Source organism: Planococcus sp. TJ-302 (assembly GCF_058268455.1).
Window position 1 is genome coordinate 306,048 of record NZ_JBZDOI010000003.1, and the last position, 20,677, is coordinate 326,724.

General features: G+C 46.7%; 20 protein-coding genes. 10 read left to right on the forward strand and 10 right to left on the reverse strand.

Annotated features, from left to right (window positions below):
- The first annotated feature begins 15 nt into the window (after window positions 1-15).
- From AC4EHB_RS14385 to AC4EHB_RS14400, 4 genes are all read left to right on the forward strand, one after another.
- Window positions 16-912 (forward strand): diacylglycerol/lipid kinase family protein, encoded by an 897-nt coding sequence (locus AC4EHB_RS14385; protein ID WP_490976060.1) that lies wholly within the window; start codon window positions 16-18, stop codon window positions 910-912.
- A gap of 293 nt (window positions 913-1,205) precedes the next feature.
- Window positions 1,206-1,991 carry a helix-turn-helix domain-containing protein gene (locus tag AC4EHB_RS14390; RefSeq protein WP_490976059.1) on the forward strand — a complete coding sequence of 262 codons (786 nt, stop codon included), beginning with the start codon at window positions 1,206-1,208 and terminating at the stop codon, window positions 1,989-1,991.
- A 172-nt stretch (window positions 1,992-2,163) separates the two neighbouring features.
- Window positions 2,164-2,943: a membrane protein insertase YidC gene (yidC, locus tag AC4EHB_RS14395; RefSeq protein ID WP_490976058.1), complete on the forward strand. Its 780-nt coding sequence runs from the start codon at window positions 2,164-2,166 to the stop codon at window positions 2,941-2,943.
- Window positions 2,944-2,993: 50 nt separating this feature from the next.
- Window positions 2,994-3,239 carry a hypothetical protein gene (locus AC4EHB_RS14400; protein WP_490976057.1) on the forward strand — a complete coding sequence of 82 codons (246 nt, stop codon included), beginning with the start codon at window positions 2,994-2,996 and terminating at the stop codon, window positions 3,237-3,239.
- 244 nt (window positions 3,240-3,483) lie between these two features.
- Here AC4EHB_RS14400 and AC4EHB_RS14405 read toward each other — a convergent pair whose 3' ends face one another.
- Window positions 3,484-4,635: a 3-phenylpropionate MFS transporter gene (locus AC4EHB_RS14405; RefSeq protein ID WP_490976056.1), complete on the reverse strand. Its 1,152-nt coding sequence runs from the start codon at window positions 4,633-4,635 to the stop codon at window positions 3,484-3,486.
- A gap of 121 nt (window positions 4,636-4,756) precedes the next feature.
- Between AC4EHB_RS14405 and AC4EHB_RS14410 the strand changes: the two genes are divergently transcribed.
- A complete protein-coding gene (locus AC4EHB_RS14410; RefSeq protein ID WP_490981905.1) occupies window positions 4,757-5,716 on the forward strand; it encodes a M15 family metallopeptidase in 960 nt (319 codons plus the stop codon).
- A 51-nt stretch (window positions 5,717-5,767) separates the two neighbouring features.
- Here AC4EHB_RS14410 and cls read toward each other — a convergent pair whose 3' ends face one another.
- The 5 genes from cls to AC4EHB_RS14435 form a co-directional block, all read right to left on the reverse strand.
- Window positions 5,768-7,222: a cardiolipin synthase gene (cls, locus tag AC4EHB_RS14415; RefSeq protein ID WP_490981906.1), complete on the reverse strand. Its 1,455-nt coding sequence runs from the start codon at window positions 7,220-7,222 to the stop codon at window positions 5,768-5,770.
- Between the two features lie 190 nt (window positions 7,223-7,412).
- Window positions 7,413-8,243, reverse strand: coding sequence for a squalene/phytoene synthase family protein (locus tag AC4EHB_RS14420; protein WP_490976053.1), 831 nt, complete (start codon window positions 8,241-8,243; stop codon window positions 7,413-7,415).
- 192 nt (window positions 8,244-8,435) lie between these two features.
- Window positions 8,436-9,155, reverse strand: a complete 720-nt coding sequence (locus AC4EHB_RS14425) for an HAD-IIB family hydrolase (protein WP_490976052.1) — start codon at window positions 9,153-9,155, stop codon at window positions 8,436-8,438.
- Window positions 9,100-10,362: a glycosyltransferase gene (locus AC4EHB_RS14430; protein WP_490981907.1), complete on the reverse strand. Its 1,263-nt coding sequence runs from the start codon at window positions 10,360-10,362 to the stop codon at window positions 9,100-9,102. The genes AC4EHB_RS14425 and AC4EHB_RS14430 overlap by 56 nt, the downstream gene beginning before the upstream one ends.
- Before the next feature lie 174 nt (window positions 10,363-10,536).
- Window positions 10,537-11,388 (reverse strand): MBL fold metallo-hydrolase, encoded by an 852-nt coding sequence (locus tag AC4EHB_RS14435; RefSeq protein WP_490976050.1) that lies wholly within the window; start codon window positions 11,386-11,388, stop codon window positions 10,537-10,539.
- A gap of 163 nt (window positions 11,389-11,551) precedes the next feature.
- Here AC4EHB_RS14435 and AC4EHB_RS14440 point away from each other — a divergent pair, with 163 nt between their 5' ends.
- Window positions 11,552-12,670 carry an NAD(P)/FAD-dependent oxidoreductase gene (locus AC4EHB_RS14440; RefSeq protein WP_490976049.1) on the forward strand — a complete coding sequence of 373 codons (1,119 nt, stop codon included), beginning with the start codon at window positions 11,552-11,554 and terminating at the stop codon, window positions 12,668-12,670.
- A gap of 47 nt (window positions 12,671-12,717) precedes the next feature.
- Here AC4EHB_RS14440 and AC4EHB_RS14445 read toward each other — a convergent pair whose 3' ends face one another.
- On the reverse strand, window positions 12,718-13,932 hold the full coding sequence (locus AC4EHB_RS14445; RefSeq protein ID WP_490981908.1) for a helix-turn-helix domain-containing protein: 1,215 nt from the start codon (window positions 13,930-13,932) through the stop codon (window positions 12,718-12,720).
- 113 nt (window positions 13,933-14,045) lie between these two features.
- On the opposite strand from AC4EHB_RS14445, the gene AC4EHB_RS14450 reads away from it, so the two are divergent.
- Entirely contained in the window at window positions 14,046-15,332 is a 1,287-nt protein-coding gene (locus tag AC4EHB_RS14450; protein ID WP_490981909.1) for an MFS transporter, read from the forward strand.
- Between the two features lie 134 nt (window positions 15,333-15,466).
- On the forward strand, window positions 15,467-16,324 hold the full coding sequence (locus tag AC4EHB_RS14455) for an SDR family oxidoreductase (RefSeq protein WP_490981910.1): 858 nt from the start codon (window positions 15,467-15,469) through the stop codon (window positions 16,322-16,324).
- A 119-nt stretch (window positions 16,325-16,443) separates the two neighbouring features.
- On the opposite strand, the gene AC4EHB_RS14460 is transcribed toward AC4EHB_RS14455, so the two are convergent.
- Together AC4EHB_RS14460 and copZ are read right to left on the reverse strand one after the other, a co-directional pair.
- Window positions 16,444-17,613, reverse strand: a complete 1,170-nt coding sequence (locus tag AC4EHB_RS14460; RefSeq protein ID WP_490981911.1) for an MFS transporter — start codon at window positions 17,611-17,613, stop codon at window positions 16,444-16,446.
- 144 nt (window positions 17,614-17,757) lie between these two features.
- On the reverse strand, window positions 17,758-17,979 hold the full coding sequence (copZ, locus tag AC4EHB_RS14465) for a copper chaperone CopZ (protein WP_490976044.1): 222 nt from the start codon (window positions 17,977-17,979) through the stop codon (window positions 17,758-17,760).
- A 260-nt stretch (window positions 17,980-18,239) separates the two neighbouring features.
- Between copZ and AC4EHB_RS14470 the strand changes: the two genes are divergently transcribed.
- Window positions 18,240-18,371 (forward strand): Lmo0850 family protein, encoded by a 132-nt coding sequence (locus tag AC4EHB_RS14470; protein ID WP_277751548.1) that lies wholly within the window; start codon window positions 18,240-18,242, stop codon window positions 18,369-18,371.
- Between the two features lie 38 nt (window positions 18,372-18,409).
- On the opposite strand, the gene AC4EHB_RS14475 is transcribed toward AC4EHB_RS14470, so the two are convergent.
- The gene (locus tag AC4EHB_RS14475) at window positions 18,410-19,597 is read right to left on the reverse strand and encodes an FtsW/RodA/SpoVE family cell cycle protein (protein ID WP_490976043.1); all 1,188 of its coding nucleotides are present in this window, start codon (window positions 19,595-19,597) and stop codon (window positions 18,410-18,412) included.
- A 160-nt stretch (window positions 19,598-19,757) separates the two neighbouring features.
- Here AC4EHB_RS14475 and AC4EHB_RS14480 point away from each other — a divergent pair, with 160 nt between their 5' ends.
- Window positions 19,758-20,528, forward strand: a complete 771-nt coding sequence (locus AC4EHB_RS14480) for a hypothetical protein (RefSeq protein WP_490981912.1) — start codon at window positions 19,758-19,760, stop codon at window positions 20,526-20,528.
- The last annotated feature ends 149 nt before the right edge of the window (window positions 20,529-20,677 follow it).

Consider the following 20,677-nt stretch of genomic DNA (forward strand, 5'->3'; position numbering starts at 1 on the left):
ACCGGAGGTTAGTATATGAAAAAAGCGATGTTTATATTAAATCCTTCTTCAGGCAAAGAGAAGGCGAAAGATTACGCGGAACAAGTGGAACGGACGCTCGAAGAGATGGGATACAGCGTGGACACCAGAGAAACTGAAAAGGCGAGAGATGCAACAGATTTCGCTGCAGAGGCCTGCGAAAAAGAATATGATTTCGTCGTAGCAATGGGAGGCGACGGCACGATCAACGAAGCGGTTTCTGGCTTAGCTGAGCAGGAGCATCATCCATTGTTCTCACTGATTCCCTTGGGAACAGTAAATGATTTTGCGCGTGCGCTCCATATCTCATTGGATCCGTCGGAAGCGATCGAAGCATTGAAGACCGGTTCTGAAAAATGGGTCGACATTGCAAAAGTCGGCGACCATTTCTTCATGAACATCTTGGCGCTTGGACAGGTTGCTGAATCGACTTACGAAGTTTCTCCGGAACAAAAAACGAAGCTCGGTGCTTTTGCTTATTTCATCGAAGGCCTTAAAGCCATCACTCAAGATACGGAACAATATTTCACTATTGAGTACGATGATGGGAAATTCGAAGGAGAGGCGAAGCTCGTGCTAGTCGCTTTAACGAACTCCGTAGGCGGATTTGAGAAATTGGCGCCAGAAGCTTTAACCGACGATGGCTTGCTGCATCTCTATATCATTAAAAACGCAGCATTGCCCGCATTCATCCGTATTGCGGGCAATATGCTGGTTGGAAAACTGGACAATGATCCAGCAGTGGAAGTTATTAAGACAACGAAAGTTTCAATCAGGACGAATGAACCATTATATTGTAATATTGATGGGGATGAAGGTTGCGCTACGCCTTTTGTCATCGAAGTGCTGCCACGCCATATCCGTGCTTTAGTGCCACCTGATAAAGACAAATAAAACTATATCATGAAAAGGCCAGCCCTTTGTAATAAAGGGTTGGTCTTTTAAGTTCATGTTACAATTATTTGAAATAAAAGTATTAATTAGAGCTTTTTTTGAATTATAATAATATTAAAAGTATATCTAAAGGTAATTTATTTCCTTTATTAGGGGTAAAAAGGTAAGATATTATTATGACAATTACATAAAAAAATAAAAAGTTATGCACTGAGCTATGTTCTTATTGACTATTTCAGTATATAGTAGGAATAACGACTGCAAAAACTTGTACAAAGAAAGACGGGGAAAAAATGAACATGATTGCTATGCCAACAATTCAAGAAACTATTTCCAAGATTTTCATGAGTGAAAGTGAGACTATTGGTCAGTATGAAGGTATGGATAAGTTTTTTGAAATAGAGACACAATTAATTTATGAAATTCACCATCTTGAAAAAGAGCGTGCAAAAGAAACCTTGAGATCGCTTATTGATTTGATTGCTTTACGTTCAGGTAAAGAAACGATTCGCCAAGTGCGAAACTATTACATAGTACTTTCGTCTGTAATGGCTCGCAAACTCTATGAAATGCGGGTGCCTCCAAAAAAAGCGTTTGCTTTTAACGTGGCATGTGTAGAGTTGGTCGAAAAGCATATGAACGATTCGGAATTCCTGTATGTAGCGGATGAACTGATCGAATTTTTTACATCGGTTATTTCAGAACGCAAACAGCCTTCTTTCGGCCATCAAACGGTCAACAAAGTCGTGATGTTCATCAATGATGAAGTTGAACGCGATTTGTCGGTCGAAGACATTGCCAAGCATTTCAATATTTCAACAAGCCATCTGTCACGCATCTTCCGCGAACATGCGGGCATTACGCTTGTCGAGTACTTGAATGTCCGCCGCGTAGAAGAATCCCAGTATTACCTGCGCCATTCAGACAAAGGCATTTCTGATATTTCCAAGCAATTCCATTTCTGCAATCAAAGCTATTTTACTCGGATCTTTAAGAAATATACGACCGTCACACCTAAGCAGTTCCGTGACAGCCAGCATATTCCATACTTCCGCTATAACTTGCCAAACGCGAAATAAGGAGAATCAATTCTCCTTTTTTTTCTTGCCTCCAACCGTTGATGTGCCGGGTTGCGCAGCCTTAATATTGTCACAGGCCGCAAGAAAGTGGCTGCTTTTTGAGCCATCGATTGAATTTTTTCCGGCATATAGGTATACTTCTTTATAGTTGAAAAAGGTGAAGGTGACTAAATTGAAAAAGAAAATTACATTGCTGTCGTTATTGGCGATATCAGTACTACTATTAAGTGGCTGTTCCGCAGTCGAGAACAAAGAAGGATTTTTCTATAAGCTTTTCGTAGCACCGTTTGATTTTTCCTTGGATTACTTAGGGAATCTGTTCAATGGCAGCTATGGTTTGGCGATTGTCGCCATCACGGTCATCATCCGTTTGGTCTTGATGCCGTTTATGCTGCGCACATACAAGCGCCAACAAGGCATGAAGGTGAAAATGGATAAGCTGCGCCCGGAAATGGAAGATATCCAAAAGCGGTTGAAAGCAACGAAAGATAAAGAAGAGCAGATGAAGATTCAGCAGGAAATGATGGGGCTTTATAAAAAGCATGACGTCAATCCGTTAAATATGGGCTGTTTGCCAGTCGTCATCCAGATGCCGATCGTCATGGGCCTTTACTTTGCAATCCTATACTCGCCGGATGTGAAATCACATGAATTCCTTTGGTTTAACTTGGGAAGCCCGGATATCGCAATGACGCTTATAGCCGGAGCGGTTTATTTCTTCCAGGCAAAAGTTTCCATGTGGACAATGCCGGAACAGCAACAGAAGCAGATGAAGTTTTTCATCTATCTCTCGCCGATTATGATCATGTTCGTTTCCTTCACATCGATGGCCGCATTGCCAGTTTACTGGGCAGTCGGTGGTGTTCTGTTGATTCTCCAGACGTTCATCGGACGGAAGTTCTATTCAGATCATCCAGAAATCGCGTTGGAGTCTGTTGAAGAGAAAAAATAATAGGAAGAGCCGGCAAATTTTGCCGGCTTTCTTTTTTGGAGTTGAACCTATTGAATAGCAAGATTTTGCAGGGGCTATTGATTGCGGCATTGAGTATTGCCGCGCTCGTTTTTATCGTAATGGGAGATTTGGATTTCGCTGTGTTGTTCATGACGGTGATGTTCGTATTGACGAATGGCATCCGCTATCGGCAGATGAAAGCAAAAGGGATGGACCGGGAAGCGAAATGGATGCTCGGCATGTCCGCTATATTCGTAGTCTTGTTTTTCGTCGTTCTCGCGACTATTATTTTATAGTTTGCATAAAAACAGCACAGCCATTTGGCTGTGCTGTTTTTAAAATGCGGCTGCAAGAGTTCAGACGGCAGCGTTATTTTTATGGGTGTATCTTTCTTTTTTGCGTTCTTCAAGCAAAACATCCAATTGGTGCATGAGATTCAAGATGTCTTTTTCGGAAATTCGTTTCAAAATATCCAGCTCCTTCAAGAGGTTTGTGCACATTTATTCGTAAAAGCCTTTAAGGGTATGGGGGTAGTGGCTATTAATAATGGAATTTCTTTTTTGTTAGCAGTACGACAACGATGGCGGGAGCTGAAAAACCTACCATGCCAAGGAACGCTAAGCCAGGGGAAATTTCGTATAGGAAGCCGCCGATGATGGTCAACAGCGCTACGCTCAAGCTCATCGCGACTGCGGCATACATGCCTTGCGCCGTTGGGATATGGACGGGCTGCAGATTTTTGAAGATAAAGCGGATAAAAGCGAAATGCGCTACGCCGAATGACATGGCGTGAAAAACTTGGGAAACCACAAAAACCCAGACTGACGGAAACAGAAAGATTAAAATCCAGCGCACTGTTGATCCAATGGCAGCCAAAAGGAACATGGAAGAAACGCTCCAATTGCGGAATAGCGTATCGGCTTTATTGAAAAAGATGATTTCAAAAATGATGGCGACGTTCAACACGATGCCGATGTAAAATGGGTTGACGCCGAGATCCTGCAAATAGATGAAGCCGTAATTATAATAGGCTGCATGTGCGCCCTGCAGCAAAGTTGAAATGCCAAGTATCGTCAAGAACGCTTTGGATTGGAGCAATTGCTTAACGGCGCCCTTGCTTGCCGCATGCTTAGGCTCTGGCTTGATCTGCAGAGGAATCGGTGAAGCGGCGGATTGCGTAATGGCCATGAAGGCGAGGCCGAACAGCATAACCCAGAGAATAGCGCTTTCCTGCCACACGGCTGTCAAAGCGCCGACAATGAGCAATGCGATCGTGTAGCCGAGCGAACCAAAAGAACGGCTTTTGCCGTAATGGATGCGGTCAGTCTGCATCAGGACAGTCGCGCCGCTTTCCATTGCCGGAAGCAGGTTCGGGTAAACGAAGCTGAAGGCGATCGTGATGATGAACAACGCGGTATATGAATTTGCCGGTATGTACAATGCCATAAGGATTGCTGAAGCGATTGCCAGAACTTGCATAAGGCGGCCGAGCGACAACAGCCGCGTCATAATCGGAAAGAATAAGAGCGTTGATAAAGACCGGGCAATCATGCCGGCGCCCATGATGATACTGGCTGCCGAGACGCTCATGTCTTTTTCATTTGTCAGCCACCCTGTCCAATAGGGAAGGAATACGCCCCATGTGAAGAAGAAGGCGAAGAAGTTTAAAGAAAGCCATTTTTGATTGTTCATATTTTACCTCGTATCTATTGGAAGTCTATGATAAAGTATAACGAATGTTCACTTGTTTGAGGAGAATTTCAGCAGCAAGGATGGTAAAATAATAAAGAAGTTGAAAGAAAGAGGGAATCCGATGAAATCCCGTTATTCACATAGCCAAGATAAAAAGAATACTTATATAAAATGGGGCGTAGGCAGCTTGCTCGCATTGTTGCTGATTGCCGGATCTTGGCTGTACGCCAATGGATGGGACGCCGAACGGAGCTTTGCAGCGCTGAAAGGGCAGCAAGCCGAAGAAACGGAAGCTCCTGAAGAAGAGGCGGGCGCGCAAGAACCCGTTGCTGAAAAACCGGAAGAGCCAGTTGCTGAAAAACCTAAAGAGCAAGAGCCTCCGGTTGTAGAAGAACCACCGGCTGAAGAGCCTAAGCCGAAGGAACCTGCAGTAGAAAAACCTGCGCCTGAAGAGCCTAAAGCGGAAGAACCGCCCGCCGCAGAGGAACCGAAGGAGGAACCGGCAGAACAACAGCCTGCTGATGCTACGACTTACCAGGATGGCATCAAACTCCCGGCAAAACCGACTTACATCAATAATATTTTACTGGCCAACAAACAGCATCCGCTGCCGCAGAGTTACGCGCCCGGTGAAAGCAAGGAAGCCCGCGCCGCTTTTGAAACAATGAAAAAAGATGCGCAGGCCGCAGGCATCAGTTTAAATGCATTCAGCACTTACCGTGAATTCGCGCGCCAGAAACAGCTTTATGAAGGATACGCTGCAAAAGATGGAGCGAAAGCGGCAGACCGCTACAGCGCACGCCCTGGATTTTCAGAGCACCAGACCGGCCTTGCCTTCGATATCGGTGAAGCCGGTCAGGAGCAGCATTGGGCTTCTGCATCATTCGGCGCGACAAAAGGGGGCAAATGGCTGAAAGCCAACGCCCATAAATATGGTTTCATTCTCCGCTATCCGGAAGGCTCGGAAAAAATTACTGGCTATATGCACGAGTCGTGGCATTTCCGTTTTGTGGGCAATGCAGCGGCCAAAGAAATTTTTGCCAAAGGCATTACATTGGAACAATATTTAGGTGTGCAGTAAACAATAGAAAAAGACGCTTTCGGAGAGAATCCGAAAGCGTCTTTTTTGTTTTCATAAAATCGGTGCCAGCAAGCGTGCAATCGATTCCTTGGTTTTAATCATGCGTGTCCGCTCCAAGTACTGGTCATAAGTTAGTTCATTGGAGAGCTCCGCGTCCTGGTGGAAGAGCGCTGTAAGCTGGCGCGCCACCCTCTCGTTGTAGATAAAGGCGTTGACTTCAAAGTTGAGCTTGAAACTCCTTACATCTATATTCGCTGTCCCGACAGTCGCAGCAGAATCGTCGATGACAATCATTTTCGTGTGGAGGAAGCCGTTATTGTAGACGTAGACGCGTGCCCCTGCTTTCAGCATTTGACCTGCGTATGAATAGGTCGCCCAATAGACAAAAGGATGGTCGGGTTTGTTGGGGATCATGATACGCACATCGATTCCTGACAATGTTGCAATCCGAATAGCGTCGTAAAAGCTTGGATCCGGTATGAAATAAGGCGTTTGGATATAGATGCATTTTTTCGCCATATTGATGAGCTTCAAATATCCGTCCTTGATTTGTTCCCATTCTTCATCCGGTCCACTCGAGACAATCTGCATCGTTGTCGTACCTTTGGCTGGAATGGCGGGGAAGTAGATCTCATCATACTCGATGTCATGCCTTGACGATGCCTGGTTCCAATCCAGGATGAACCGTGTCTGCAACGGATGCAGCGCGCTTCCCTCGATGCGCAAGTGGGTATCGCGCCAGTAGCCGAATCGTCTATGCAGCCCAAGGTACTCGTCACCGACGTTAAAGCCGCCGATATAGCCGACGCGGCCGTCAATTACAACGATTTTTCGGTGATTGCGGTAATTTAGCCGAGGATTGATGATCGGCCATTTGGAAGGGAAGAACGTCTCGACTTCGCCTCCCGCCTTAATGAATTCCTTGAAATGGCGTTTGCTGAGATTGCGTGAACCCATATCGTCGTAAAGCAGCCGGACTTTGACGCCTTCGTTCGCTTTAGCGGTCAAGGCGTCCACGACGCGCGTCCCCAATTCATCTAAACGGAAAATGTAATACTGGATGTGGATATGGTCTTTGGCGCTCTCGATATCCTGCATTAAACAATCGAATTTTACCCGGCCATCGTTAAAAATGCGCACGTCATTGTCTTGGGTCAAAACGGCACCGTTATTACGCAAATGCAAATAGACCATGTCCTTGTAATTGCGGACGGCGGGATCTTTGAATACGAATTTCCCATTGTGAAGTGCATCCATTTGGTGGCTGATCAAGGACTCGATTCCGACACGCGAACGGCCTTCCCATTTGAAAAGAGTTTTCTTGCGCAGTTTTCTGCCAAGCAGCAGGTAGATGAAAAACCCGAAAATGGGAATGAAAAACAAGACTAGAATCCAGGCCCACGTCGATGTGGCGTCGCGCCGTTCAAGAAAAACGAGGGCGGCAGCCAGGAAGACGTTGATGATGAAAATTGCTGCGGTTAATATACCGATGATGGATGCAGTCATGATTTCCCTCCGATAAGTGTAAATAGCTTCTATATAACTCAGTATAGACTATTCGTATGAATTGATAAAAAATTTATGCATCTTATGTAAGTTGTTTTTCCTATTTTTTAAAAAATAAACGCAGCTATTTTTGTTGCAGGAATCTACATATAAAAAACGCATTCAAAAAAGATTGAATGCGTTTGTGATGTTAGTTTATTTGCTCTTCTTGTTTTAGCTGATCGACAATGTTTTCGACTTCCTGCCGCGACATCTTTTCTTTGCCGGACTTCAATGCCTTTAATGTACTATGCGCCAATGCCAGCGGAACCTTGCAGAACATCAGAATACGCTTGTTTTTAATCGGTTTGACGTAAAGGTCCGCCTGCGCCAAGTTCTCGTAAGCATAATGGTACATATCATCGCGCGTCCAGCCTTTAGGGACGAACGATACGCCGCGCTCCAAATCTTCATCAAAATTGCGGAGCATATTGACAGCCTGCAAGCCGCGTCCGAATCCGATGGCGAGTTCCGGGTCAGTATCGGTATTATCATACCATTTCCATAGATCGGACAGCATCGTTCCGACGAGGCCGGCTACATAATACGTGTAATCGTCCAAATCCTCTTTTGTTTCGATGACCCATTTCTTTTCAACCCATTTTGCCATACCTGCAGACATCACCGCTGTGGAATCCTTAACTTTTTCGACGATTTCCGGCGGACAGACACTGATCCAGTCAGCGAGCCTCTGGGAAACTGGCGGCAAAAGGTGAAGGTAAGGGGAGATTAAAGCTTGGTAGGCATCCCGGTCGAATGTGGTTTTGAGCATCGTACTAATTTCAAGCAGCAATTTTTGCTTCGCTCCATCCTCGAGTTCGGGATGGTCTTCAATTTCATCGATCGCCCGCATACACAAATACGCCGAAGCGACGGCTTTTTTTAAAGTGGGTTCTAAAAAATTGATTGGGATGAAAAAAGTCCGGCTTGTTTCTTTCAGCATGACCATGGACTCTTTTTGCAAATTCGCGGTTTTACTCATCTCAATTTCCTCCTGTTCATGGCAGAATCAAGGCGTGATATGTAAGGGATTCCGAAAGATTAACCGGTAAAACACGAAACTGCCTTTCTACTAAATATAAACGAATTATATAAAAAAACAAATAAATACTCGGACAGGCGCAATATGCGTGGATAAAAATAACCTTCCGAAGCCAGTTCCGGCCAAGGAAGGTTATTCGCCATGAAAATGCATCCAAGCTTCATGGATGCCGCCCGCACAATGCCGGGTGGCGCGGAAAATCTGGGGATGTTCCGGACTTTCAAGAAGTTCCGGCTGTGCGTTGCCGACAATGACAGAAGGGAAGCCGAGTGTCAGCATCTCCAGATCATTGCCTGAATCGCCGGCTACCAAAAGCTTAGCGTCTTCAATGCGGTATTTCTTTAAAATGAATTGGAGTGCTTGCCCCTTGCCGCTCTTAGGAGGCAATACATCGACATCGCGACCGCCGCTGAAAATAAGCTTATGTGGAACGCTGAAGCTTTGCAACTTGCTTTTTAATTCTTCGACCGGCTGAGGGTCCTCGACAAAATACGAGCGTCGGTTTTCGAGCGGCAGCGGTTGTTTTGTCAGGCCTTGTATCGAATCGGCGATTTCTTCGATTTTTTCAGGCATCCAATTATCGTGCATCAGCCCAGCCCATTCGAGATCTTTTGTAAAGCTATTGCCGCTAAAGATGCTGGTTCCGACGTCGGTTACCAAGAGGTCGGGAATCGGTAAATTTTCCTGCCGGATCAGTGACAATGCGGAATCGTAATAGCGCCCCGTAATATAGATCAATGTTACATCGTACGTTTGCTGCTGATAGAAATCCAGCAGCTGCTGAAGCCCCTGGGGATCACCAACTAATGTCCCGTCCAGGTCTGTCGCTAATATATGCTTTGTTGCGTGCACTGATGATCACCTCATACATTGAATTGACGCGATCGGAAATGGAATCCCAATCGAAATCTTTTTTTGCGATGCGCACTGCTTGGCGGCTCAATCGTTCTGTCAAAAGAATATTGACGGACAGGACTTCCATAGCGATGGCCAAGTCGATTTCGTTTTTGGTCTCAACGAGCAGTCCAGTGACGCCATCCTGCACGACGTTTTTCAACCCGCCTACATCTGAGGCGATGACCGGGCTTCCACATGCCTGCGCTTCCGCAGCGACCATACCGAATGATTCATAATAACTCGGTACGATGGTAGCTGTTGCAATATTGAACAGCATTGCCAGTTCGTCTTGTGACTGAGGCCCAAGGAACTCGACGTATTCTTCAATCCCAGCCAATGAATTGCGCAAGTCATCGTCCAACGGCAAATTAGTTGCTGGATCGATGGCGTCTTCCTCACCGCCGGCAATAAGCAGGCGCGGAGTGGACTCCGGTGCGGTTTTTTTCACAAGCAGCTGGAAGGCCTTCAATAGCGTGAAAATGCCTTTTGTTTCTTCCAAGCGTCCGGCAAAGACAAAGAGGGGCGTCTCATAACCGGCGCTTTTTCTAAGATGTGTACGGATTCCACGCACTTTGAATGCTTGGTCAACCCCGATGGGGATAACTTTGATGGGAGAATGGGAGACGATTTTATCCTGGATAAGCTGTTTTTCGTTATTCGTAGTAGCAATAACCTGGTCCGCGGCTTTTAAGATAGCCCGTTCAGCTTTTATGCGGCGAGCATCTTTAATGCCTGTCGCTTTGGCTTTCGCCCAGCCTAGTGAATGGGATGTATGGACAAAAGGAAGATTGAATTCTTCTTTTAACTTTTTGCCGATCAATCCAGACAGCCAGTAATGGGTGTGGATCATGTCATAGCTTTCAAGAGCCAATATATTTTTCATATCTTTATAGAAGTCAGGGAGCATGGTATACATTTCATCTTTTGAAACAAAGCCTTTATGACCAGCTTCTACACGGATTACCCGGCATGCAGTGCCGAATTTTTCAATTTGAGGGGCTGCTGCGTCACACCAATGGGTCACAACATCTACTTGCCAGCCTTTCTCTTCAAGTGCCAATGCCAATTGTTTAACGTAATTGTTTTGGCCGCCAGCTTGTTTGCCGCCAAGTTTGGCAAGTGGATCGCCATGGTCGGAAATAAATAGCGCCTTTCTACTCATAGAATTCATCTCCATTCCAAAAAAACTCAGTTTCGCGTAAAAACGGAGACTGGGTTATTATTATTCCCTTTACTTCGCGACGCTAAACATAATTTCAAGAAAAATTTTCGGAAATGTTTGTTTTTTAAGAAAAAGCCGAAAAATCCTTGAGAAGAAGGAGTTTCCGGCAGTATTTTATTCTTTTGTGCGATTTACGTATTTGCCATATTTGGGAACCGCTTGTTCTTGAAAATTGTTTGCGAGGTCTACAAGGCCCCTCGCGAGCAAGGAACCTTGCATAGGCTTGCCATGGCCAGTACCAGCAATATGCGGGCGCAAGTCGGCGAGCTTCGTTACTGATTCCCAAGCAGCGCGCCAATCAGTCGTCAAATAGACAGGTGGGCCGTGAACTTCTTTTTTCTGTGTCATCACTTTATAAAGGGAATCCTGTTTGACGGTCGTGAACGCATCACCCGCTATCAGTACGCGCCCATTTTCCCGGAACAACGATACATGCCCTTCAGAATGCCCCGGCGTATGAAGCCATTTCCAACCCGGCATTTCCGGCACTGTGCCATCCGCTGGCAACTCTTTCAGATGGGCTGAAATGTCGATGGCTTTGTTCGGGAATTCCCAGGACATCTTCGCAACCAGCCCGCCTTCTACAGTAGTATCCGGCTCCGGATAATCCGTAGCACCTTTCAAATAGGAGAATTCAAGCGGATGCGCATAAACGGGCACTTTGTATTTCTCCAGGATATCGATCAATCCGCCGACGTGGTCGAAATGGCCGTGAGTCAAGATGATCGCTTTTAATTGATGGTCGGGGCCGAAATGGTTTTCGGCTTCTTTCAACAGGCGCCTTGCTGTGCCTGGCATGCCGGCATCCACCAGCACCCATTCGTTGCTGACAGCAGGATTGCCGATAAAGAATACATTGGCGACTTGAATCGTGTAACAGTAGACGTCAGGCGTCATTTCAACACCGGATCCACTTTTAAATGAAGTCACCGGCAAGATTTTCTCGGTTGATGCACTTCTTTCCATTGTTTATTCCTCCTTCGATTTTTGCAAGGTTTTCTATAGCTTGTTTTACCCTGAATCCTTGAAATCAAATCCGAAACGCTGAAAATTCAACGTGGGCCGTTTGAGTATAAGGAGGTTCTCCAGTAAACTGAAGGCAAAAGACTTTAAAGGAACAGGTGTATACATGCAATCAATCATCATTATTGGATCAGGTATTTTAGGGGCTTCCGCAGCGTATTCCGCAGCGAAGTCGGGAGCGGCTGTCACGTTGATCGACCGCGGCGATGCCGGACAGGCAACAAGTGCTGCGGCAGGAATCGTCTGTCCGTGGATTTCCCAGCGCCGCAATCAGGCTTGGTACGGCCTCGCTAAAGGGGGTGCAGCGTATTACCCGAAGCTGATCCGGGAACTGGAAGAGCTCGGGGAAACGCAGACCGGCTACAAGCAGGTGGGCATTGTCAGCATCCATGAAGACAGCAAACTCGACAAGATGGAAGCGAAAGCTATGGAGCGTCTGGAAGATGCACCAGAAATGGGAAGAGTGAAAAGGCTATCGGCGGAAGAGACGCGTGAATTGTTTCCGTTTGCGACAGAGCGCTACGGTTCGCTTTACGTCAGCGGCGCCGCACGAGTCGATGGCCGCTCGATCTGTGAAGCGCTGGTTCGCGCTGCGGTGAAACTCGGGGCGACGAAGATTACGGGCAACGCTTCACTGATCCTCGCCGGTGAAAAGGTGGAAGGTGTACAGACTGAAGCGGGAGCATTCTATGCTGACAGCATCGTCTCCGCAGGAGGGGCATGGGCTTCGGAATTATTCGAGCCGCTTGGCTTGGCGCTGGACGTCGTGCCTCAGAAAGCGCAGATCCTGCATTTGCAAAGCAGCGGGCAAGATACAGGTACATGGCCGGTCGCGATGGTACCGTACGGACAATATATTGTACCCTTTGAAGACGGGCGAATTGTGGCGGGAGCAACCCATGAAAATGGAGCGGGTTTCGATTCGAAGCTTACTGCCGGGGGCATCCATCATATTTTGGATAAAACACTCGATGCCGCTCCGGGGCTCGCAGCTTGTGAACTGACGGGAGCAGCAACCGGATTCCGTCCAGCAACAGCGAGCGCGTTGCCATTTATCGGCCAAGTGCCGGGGCATCCGAATTTATACGCTGCGAACGGCCTTGGTGCGTCGGGGCTCACAGCGGGGCCTTTCCTGGGAAGGGAATTGGCTAAACTTGCGCTTGGCATTCCGCTCGATATCGACTTGGCGCTTTACAATATTGCGGAAGTTTTTCAGCAGCAATAAAACAGCACGTATAGAAAAAAGCCTTCGCGGTCCGCGAAGGCTTTTTTCTATTGAACGATTTTCTTATAGATATCGAGAATGAATGTCTTGTATGGCAAATCCGGCATTGGCTCGATCAGGTCCTTGGCGATAATCGCGTGTTCGATTGCTAGAGCGTGTTTGCCCAACTGCTCATAAATCAAAGCCATATAAGCGTCTTTTTCGTAATTCATCGATAAATCATAGGGGTGGTGCAAAAATTCGGATATGGTATGGCGCTTTAGCCACCCGAGTGCTTCGTCAAAACGGCCCATACCGAAGAGCGCTTTGCCTTTTTCGAGGTAAAACTGCGCCCATTCTTCATCTTGTTCTTCAAATTGGTGTTTTCCGATGATAGCAGTCGCTTTTTCATAATCATGGACAAAGGAGTTATAATAATGCGCTTCGATCAAATCTGCTGCTTCTTCGTTATTCTTGTCTTCTGAGAACTCCGAAAACAAGCGGAGCTTATGGATATTGAATTGCATGCCTTCAATGTCTCCGCTTAAAATCGCCTGAAAACTTAATGCCCGGTAGAAATCGGCGGTTCGGTAATAGATTTGGTACTGCTTCGAATAATCGAGCGCTTCAGCCATCAAGCGCAAGGCGTTTTCCCGTTCGCCGATGGCCATGTAAAGAATTGCCTCTAAATAGTCGAAATCGAGCTTCTTCAATGAGTCCAGCACCGCGTCGCGTTTTTCGAACGCTTTGCGCGAAGCCTGAAGCATTCGCAATGCTTCCCTGTAGTCGTGTTGCTGGAATTTGGTCATCGCCCTGAACATATGGACATCGGCGCTGTTGTTCATGAGATGAAGCCCTTCATACATCTCTTCCGCTTGTTCCAAGGTTTGTTGCCATGCGGGAATTTTCGCGTAATAAAGACAGCGGCTGTAGATTTCAAGAAGCCTTGCCGACTCATAGCGAAAAGGCAGTTTATCCGCGTATGGCTCAATTTTTTCAATGATCGGCTGGAGGTTTTTCGGTTCGTATATTTCCTTCTTATTCATTTTTTCCACATCTTGCAGCAATTCGCGCAATTCTGCAGTAGGAACCTGAGCGAGCAATTCATTGCGGTCAACGCCCAATTGCCCGGCAATATAAGACAAACTTTCCATTGAAGGGTTTGCTTTGTTGTTTTCGATCAAACTGAGCATTCCTTTGGTCATCGAGCTGCCGGCCAATGCTTGCAGCGTCAGCCCTTTTGCTTTCCGCAAACTGCGGATGCGTTCTCCGAGAGTTTCCACGAGATCACCTCTTTTGTAATAGTTTAAATATATTAAACTTTCGCTTGTAATGCCAGTAAAAGAATGATACATTTTGTTTAATTAAATTAAACAAAGGGCAAGGGGATGAAAAAATGACTCAATCAGCAGCCATCCGCAAAGCGACTTATCACCTTTATACTTTTACGATCAGCAAGCTCGTTTCGACGTTCGGCAGCAGCGTCTACACGTTCGGCATCAGCTTATATGTGTTGGCATTAACTGGATCCGCCGCCAATTTCGCCATTAATTTGATCTTCAGCATTTTGCCAAGGACGATACTGGCGCCATTTGCGGGCTATGCCGCCGATAAATATTCCAAGAAGATGATTGTGATTGTTTCCCAGCTGGCCAGTGCATTGGCTGTAGGGGCGCTGCTCCTCTATAGCGCGGCTGAAGGGCTGTCGCTGCCGGCAATTTACACGACAACAGCGCTGCTATCCGTCAGCTCGATGTTCGCAAGCGTGACGTTCTCTGCTTCGATTGCCAATTTGATTGATCCGGAACGCATCCAAAAAGCCATTGGCTTCAACCAGTCGGCGCTGTCGATTGCTGCAATCGGCGGGCCAGTCGTTGGCGGCATGCTATTCGGTTTCGTTTCCATGAACGTCTTTCTGCTCATCCAGATAGTGGGCTACTTGCTCGCGCTGGCATTGGAAGCAACGATGGATTTTAAATTATTCAGCGCAAAAGCTGAAGCAGCGGCAGAAGATAAGAAATCCATGATGCAAAGCATGAAAGAAGGCGCGGCATATTTGAAGACGAACCGCGTCATCATGGTCATCGTCAGCACGGCCATCGGATTGAATTTCTTTTTCTCAGCGTTGATGATCGGTTTGCCGTTTATCGCCGTCCAGCAAATGAAAGTAGAGGCGGTGCATTTCGGCTTTATCGAGGCCATGGTTGCTGTAGGAATGCTGTTTGCTTCCATCTACTTTTCGCTGCGCAAAGAAGTGAAGTACCCGTTGCTGTTTTCCAAAAGAGCCTTGTTCGCGATGTCGATTATCTTAGCAGGCCTTGCACTGCCGGTGATGCTGGACATGTCGTATGGAGCAAATGTGTTTTATTTCCTCGTTCTGATGTTTGCATTCGGCATTTCCAACGTCTTTGTCAATACACCCATCGGCGTCATGATGCAAAAAGATGTCGAAGAAGAATACCGCGGCCGAGTCTTTGGCATTCTCGAATCGATGGCGATGGCCATGATGCCGCTCGGTTATCTATTGTTCGGGCTTCTATATGACAGAGTCCCAGCGGAATACGTCGTCCTCGGCAGCAGCCTTTGCCTGATCGGATTGGTTGCCTACATGATCCGGCCGAACATCGTCAGGGAAGCGTATCCGGAACTCGCCGACGGATTGCAGAAAAAGCCGGTGCATTAAATCCATTTGAATCCGGAAATCCCCTCTGTTGCCGCTGTTGGCAAACCGGATGGGATTTTCTTTTCGGAATGTTTAATTTGGCAGGTACAGGGAAAAATTCCAAAGACATAAAAAACGGAAGGGTGAATCGGACTATGGAAAAAGACAAGGTCAAGAACTTACCGCCGCAGCAGCAGGAACGCCAGCCTGGATTTGAAAGCGAAATGGAACCGCGCCCGGATTTCAAAGGGAATCTCGCAGGAAAAGCGCATCGGCTCCCGGAAAAGACAGCATTGATTACCGGAGGCGACAGCGGAATCGGCCGTGCTGTTTCTGTAGCGTTCGCGAAAGAAGGTGCGGACGTCGCCATCATGTATCTGGATGAACACGAAGATGCTGAAGAGACGAAAAAGCTGGTCGAACAAGAAGGCCGGCGCTGCATCCTCATTGCCGGCGACATCGGCGACGAAGCATTTTGCCAGGAATCTGTCCGCAAAGTGATGGACGAATTCGGAAAATTGGATATCCTGGTCAACAACGCTGCCGAACAGCATGTACAGCAATCTTTGAAAGACATTACGGCCGAGCAGCTCGAGCGGACATTCCGGACGAACGTTTTCGGGATGTTCCATTTGACGAAAGCCGCGCTCGAACATTTACAGCGGGGAAGTTCAATCATCAATACCACTTCAATTACAGCGTTCCAAGGCATGCCAGAACTGATCGATTATTCTTCTGCAAAAGGGGCTATCCTGTCATTCACCCGTGCATTATCAGGGTCGCTTGCGAAAGATGGCATTCGGGTAAACGGGGTGGCGCCGGGACCGATCTGGACCCCGCTTATCCCAGCTTCATTTGCCGCGGAAGAAGTTGCGAAATTCGGACAAAGCACACCGCTTGGCCGTCCGGGGCAGCCGGATGAACTTGCGCCGGGATATGTGTATTTAGCATCGGATGATTCGTCGTATGTAACCGGGCAAGTGTTGCATATCAATGGCGGAACGCCGTATTAACAGCACCGTTAAAAACTGAATCCAAACAAAAAGAGGGACGGAAAAATCAGTGATTTTTCCGTCCCTCTTTATTTATTTTAAGATGCCATGCATTGCAGCGGCCGGCCGTTATTTCAAGTTCAGCCATTTTCCACGGTCCGCAAAGAGTTGGCGGATTTTCTAAAGAGCACAACCAGCACGATGGCAAGCAATGCCAGCGTCCCGGATAAATAATAGACTGCGCCGGACTGCATCGTCAGCAGCCATGTGAAGAACAACGGTCCGATGATGCGCCCCATATTATCCATCGAATACGCAACGCCAGCCGCAGTGCCGTATTTGCCGCCTGATTCCTTGGATGTCAGCGATACGATCGCTGTCCGAGCCAAGGCGTTGCCGGCGGTGAAGATGCTTAACGCGACTCCGGCAAACACTAGGCTCGTAGTGAACGGCAACAGGAAAAGGCCGGCAGCCGTCACGATCTGCGCCCCGATTATCCACTGCGTTTCCTTGCCGTCTTTAATACGGCGCACAACGCCTCCTTGGATGGCGGCGTCCACCAAGCCGCTAGCGATGAACAAATAGCCGAGCTGCAGCGGTGTGATTTGAATTTGGTCGATTTGGAACAGCTGGAACGTCGACTCGAGGCCGGCAAGCAAAAAAGTCACCAAAAACGAAAACAGGAACAAATAGCGGATGCGGTATTGCCAAAGGACGCTTGCTCCTTTCGGCATCAATTTCCGTTTCACCGCTTCGCCTTGGCGCACTGGCTCTTTTAAAACGAGCGACGCGTATGCCATCAGCAAGAGCACTAGGACAGCCGAAGCCGTGAAGGGCAGCGATAACGAAATCGAGCCGAGCAAGCCGCCGATGGCCGGGCCAAAGATAAATCCGAGGCCGATGGACATGCCGAGCAGCCCCATGTATTTATTGCGGTCTTCATCGCTTGTGATATCGGCTACATAGCCTGTTACTGCCGTATAAAGCGCTCCGGAGAAAAGCCCGCCGATAATGCGTGAAAGGTACAGCAGCACCAGGTTATCGAGGAATAGCGAGAACAGAAAAAAGCTCAGGCTGAAACCTGCCAACCCGATTAAAATGAGCCGTTTGCGTCCTGTATTATCCGATAGCCTGCCCCATAAAGGAGCGGTGAAAAAGGAGGCAAGCGCATAAATTGTGATCAAGCCGCCGACATGGATTTCGCCATAGCCTTGCTGCACGATGACTTCCGGAAGAACCGGGATTATGATGCCGAAGCCCAAGTACACAAAAAACTGGACCGACATCAACAATAAAATCGTTTTTTTCATATGTATACTTCCTGCTTTCTGAAGAGGCTGTGCCTTCATTTTACCTTTGTTTCAGGAGAACGACAAATAAAGATCGGACAGGGCAGCCCATACAAAAAAGCGCGCCGGCTCCAACCGACGCGCTTTTCATGGCTTTATTGAATTTTACGCTTTTGGTGCACCGACATCATAACCTGCGTCTTCAATCGCTTCGGTGATTTGTTCAACAGAAACTGCCGATTTATCGTATGCTACAGCCACTGTATCATTTTCCAAAGAAACATCCACTTTATCGACACCGGGCAATGCAGAAACGTTTTTCTCGACACGCCCTACACAATGTTGGCACGTCATGCCGTTTACAGGCAATGTGATTTGTTCGGTCATTATTAACTCCTCCTTGGATTTAATGCTTGAGAGAATGTGTCAAACACTCTATTTCTGTCTTCATATTATCATTTGCGGCTTGAAAAATGAAACAATTAACAATTTATTCACAATGTCATCAAAATGAAAAGTTTAAAACCTTTGAAAGATGGTATTATATACGTAGACACAGAAAAGTCAAATATTTAGCTGTTACATACGAAACTAGAAATGGCGCAAAACGTCAATAATAGTATGAATAATATAAAGAGGTGATCTGGATGGCGAAAGACGTAGAAGTTCGCAAAATCGTTTCAAATTTATCGAAACTGGGAATCCACGCCAAAATCACAAAATCACGTGTAGAGTTATTGAAGGCGCTGGCTTTGCCGCAAAATCCGCAAATCCAATAATCCATTAAAAAACTCCGGCGCCGATGCGCCGGAGTTTTTTAATCCCCTTCTTTATCATTGCCGAACATATAGTTCCGGTGATGGAATTTCATGCTGAAGACAATGCCGAGTGCGAGCATATTCCCAATCAGCGAGCTTCCTCCGTAACTGATGAATGGAAGCGGGATGCCGGTGATCGGCAGCAGCTGGATAGTCATGCCGATATTCTGGAATACATGGAATGTAATCATGGCGATGATTCCTGCGCATACATACGTACTGAAGACATCTTTCAATTGCAACGTGATTTTTGTCAAATGGTAGATGAGCATGAAAAATAGAATGATGACAGCGCTGGCGCCGACAAAGCCGAAGTCTTCCGAAATGACCGTAAAGATGAAATCGGTATGGTTTTCCGGCACGTAGACTTGGCGCCCTTGATAGCCTTTTCCGAACACTTCTCCGGAACCGATGGCATTCATGGCGGCAATCAGGTTATATCCACCTGATTCTGCATAGGCGTAAGGGTCAAGCCATGTATAGATCCGTTCGAACATATACGGTTTCAGACCGAAATTGTCGGACAGGAAATCCTGCATATTGACAGCCATCCACAACAGGCTGCCGCCGATTACCGCGACGCCGCCAAAGCTTGGCGCGATGATTTTCCAAGAGATGCCGGAAACGACCGTCAACGCGAGTGTAATGGCGATGAACACGAGCGACGTCCCTAAATCGGGTTGCAGCAGGATGAATCCTAACGGAACGCTCAACATCAACGCGATTTTGCCGAGCAGCATGAAATCGGTCTGCAGCGATTTTAGGGGATGCTTCTCATGATGGGAAGAAATCATCTTCGCCAGCGCGAGTATATAGAAGGTTTTCATGAATTCAGCCGGCTGCAGATTGAAAAAAGGCAAATGGAACCAAGCTTTTGCACCGTTTACTGATTCCGCAATCTGGCCGGGGCCGTCTGGGGAGATCATTAGCACAATGAGGATGAAAATTCCGAAGGCGTATAAATAATAAGCCATCTTTTTAAATTGCTCTGAATCGAAATACATCAGCACGCCAATCATGCAAATGGAAATTATGTAGAAAATCCCTTGGCGCGGCACGAAATTCGTCAAATATTGGCCGGAAGTCTGAGCCGAAGAAATTGCAATCAAGCTGACCACAAAGAAGAGGAATAAGATAAAAGCGAGCGACCAATCGATGCGATCAGCAATGCTCTTGTTTGTTTGCATCTGAGTTCACCTGTACTTTTTTAGATTGAGAGTCGGTTAATATTATAGCGCATCCACAGAAAATATGCCTATACCAAAAGTAATGACGAAAATAGAGCTATGATGTTTCATATTTCAAAAGATTGGTCGTATAATGAAAAAGGAGATTGGAGTGGGGGACATGGTCAAAAAACCGCTGAACGCGGATTATTATATACAGCATTTATACATTTATTTGAACGAAGCTGATCGATTCGCCATTTTCAGCGGTCTTACCTTCGCGCAATTTCTGGATGCCATGAAAATGCCGAAGAACCTCTTGCTGCTGAAACATAGCTATGATGATGCCTCTTTCAATATGCATACATATTTGGAGTTTGTCGCACAGGAAGAATTTTCACAACTTCGCAAAGGATTGGGCAATAAGAAAAGTGAATTTTGCTGGATCGACTTCAAAAATGAAAAGCAGCTGAATTCACTGTCTCCTCAAGAGCAGGCGGAACTTCTATATATCGGCCATAAAAAAGAAGCGGTACGGCCGCCTTTTTACGCCACTTTACAAAACGAATTCGTCTACCTCTCGAGCGAAGAAGAGCAGACGACCAAAATTTATTTCCGCTACTTGGAGCGGCTGAACGAATTGGTGGGCAATTATTTCACTCAAGTGATCCGCAGAGAAGCGAATGGTCAAAATTTTTGGCGGCGCAAATCCAAGGACTTGATACCGGAATTGCCGCTGGAACTCCTGAATACGCTTAAGAATGATTACCGTGAAGGCGTCTTGATTTCGCTTGCCGATCCGGAAAAAACAAAGAATACCATCGAACTGCACATTCGTTCGGTAGAAGAAATTTCGTTTCTTGATGAGTTCTGGTCGGATATTCAGGGATACATCAAACAGGACGTTGACCGCAAAATCGTCTTCGACCGCAAATTGAAGCAATGGAAGTAATGCTTGGTTCTGAGCATTGCTTCTTTTTTTGGCATCAAACCGGAAAAAATTTTTCGTCTCCAGCTGTTCGTGATAAACTAAGCATTATGAAAAAAAGAAATCCATAGGGAAAGCGCCAAGGTGCCCAACAAATGGACAATAGCGGAGGT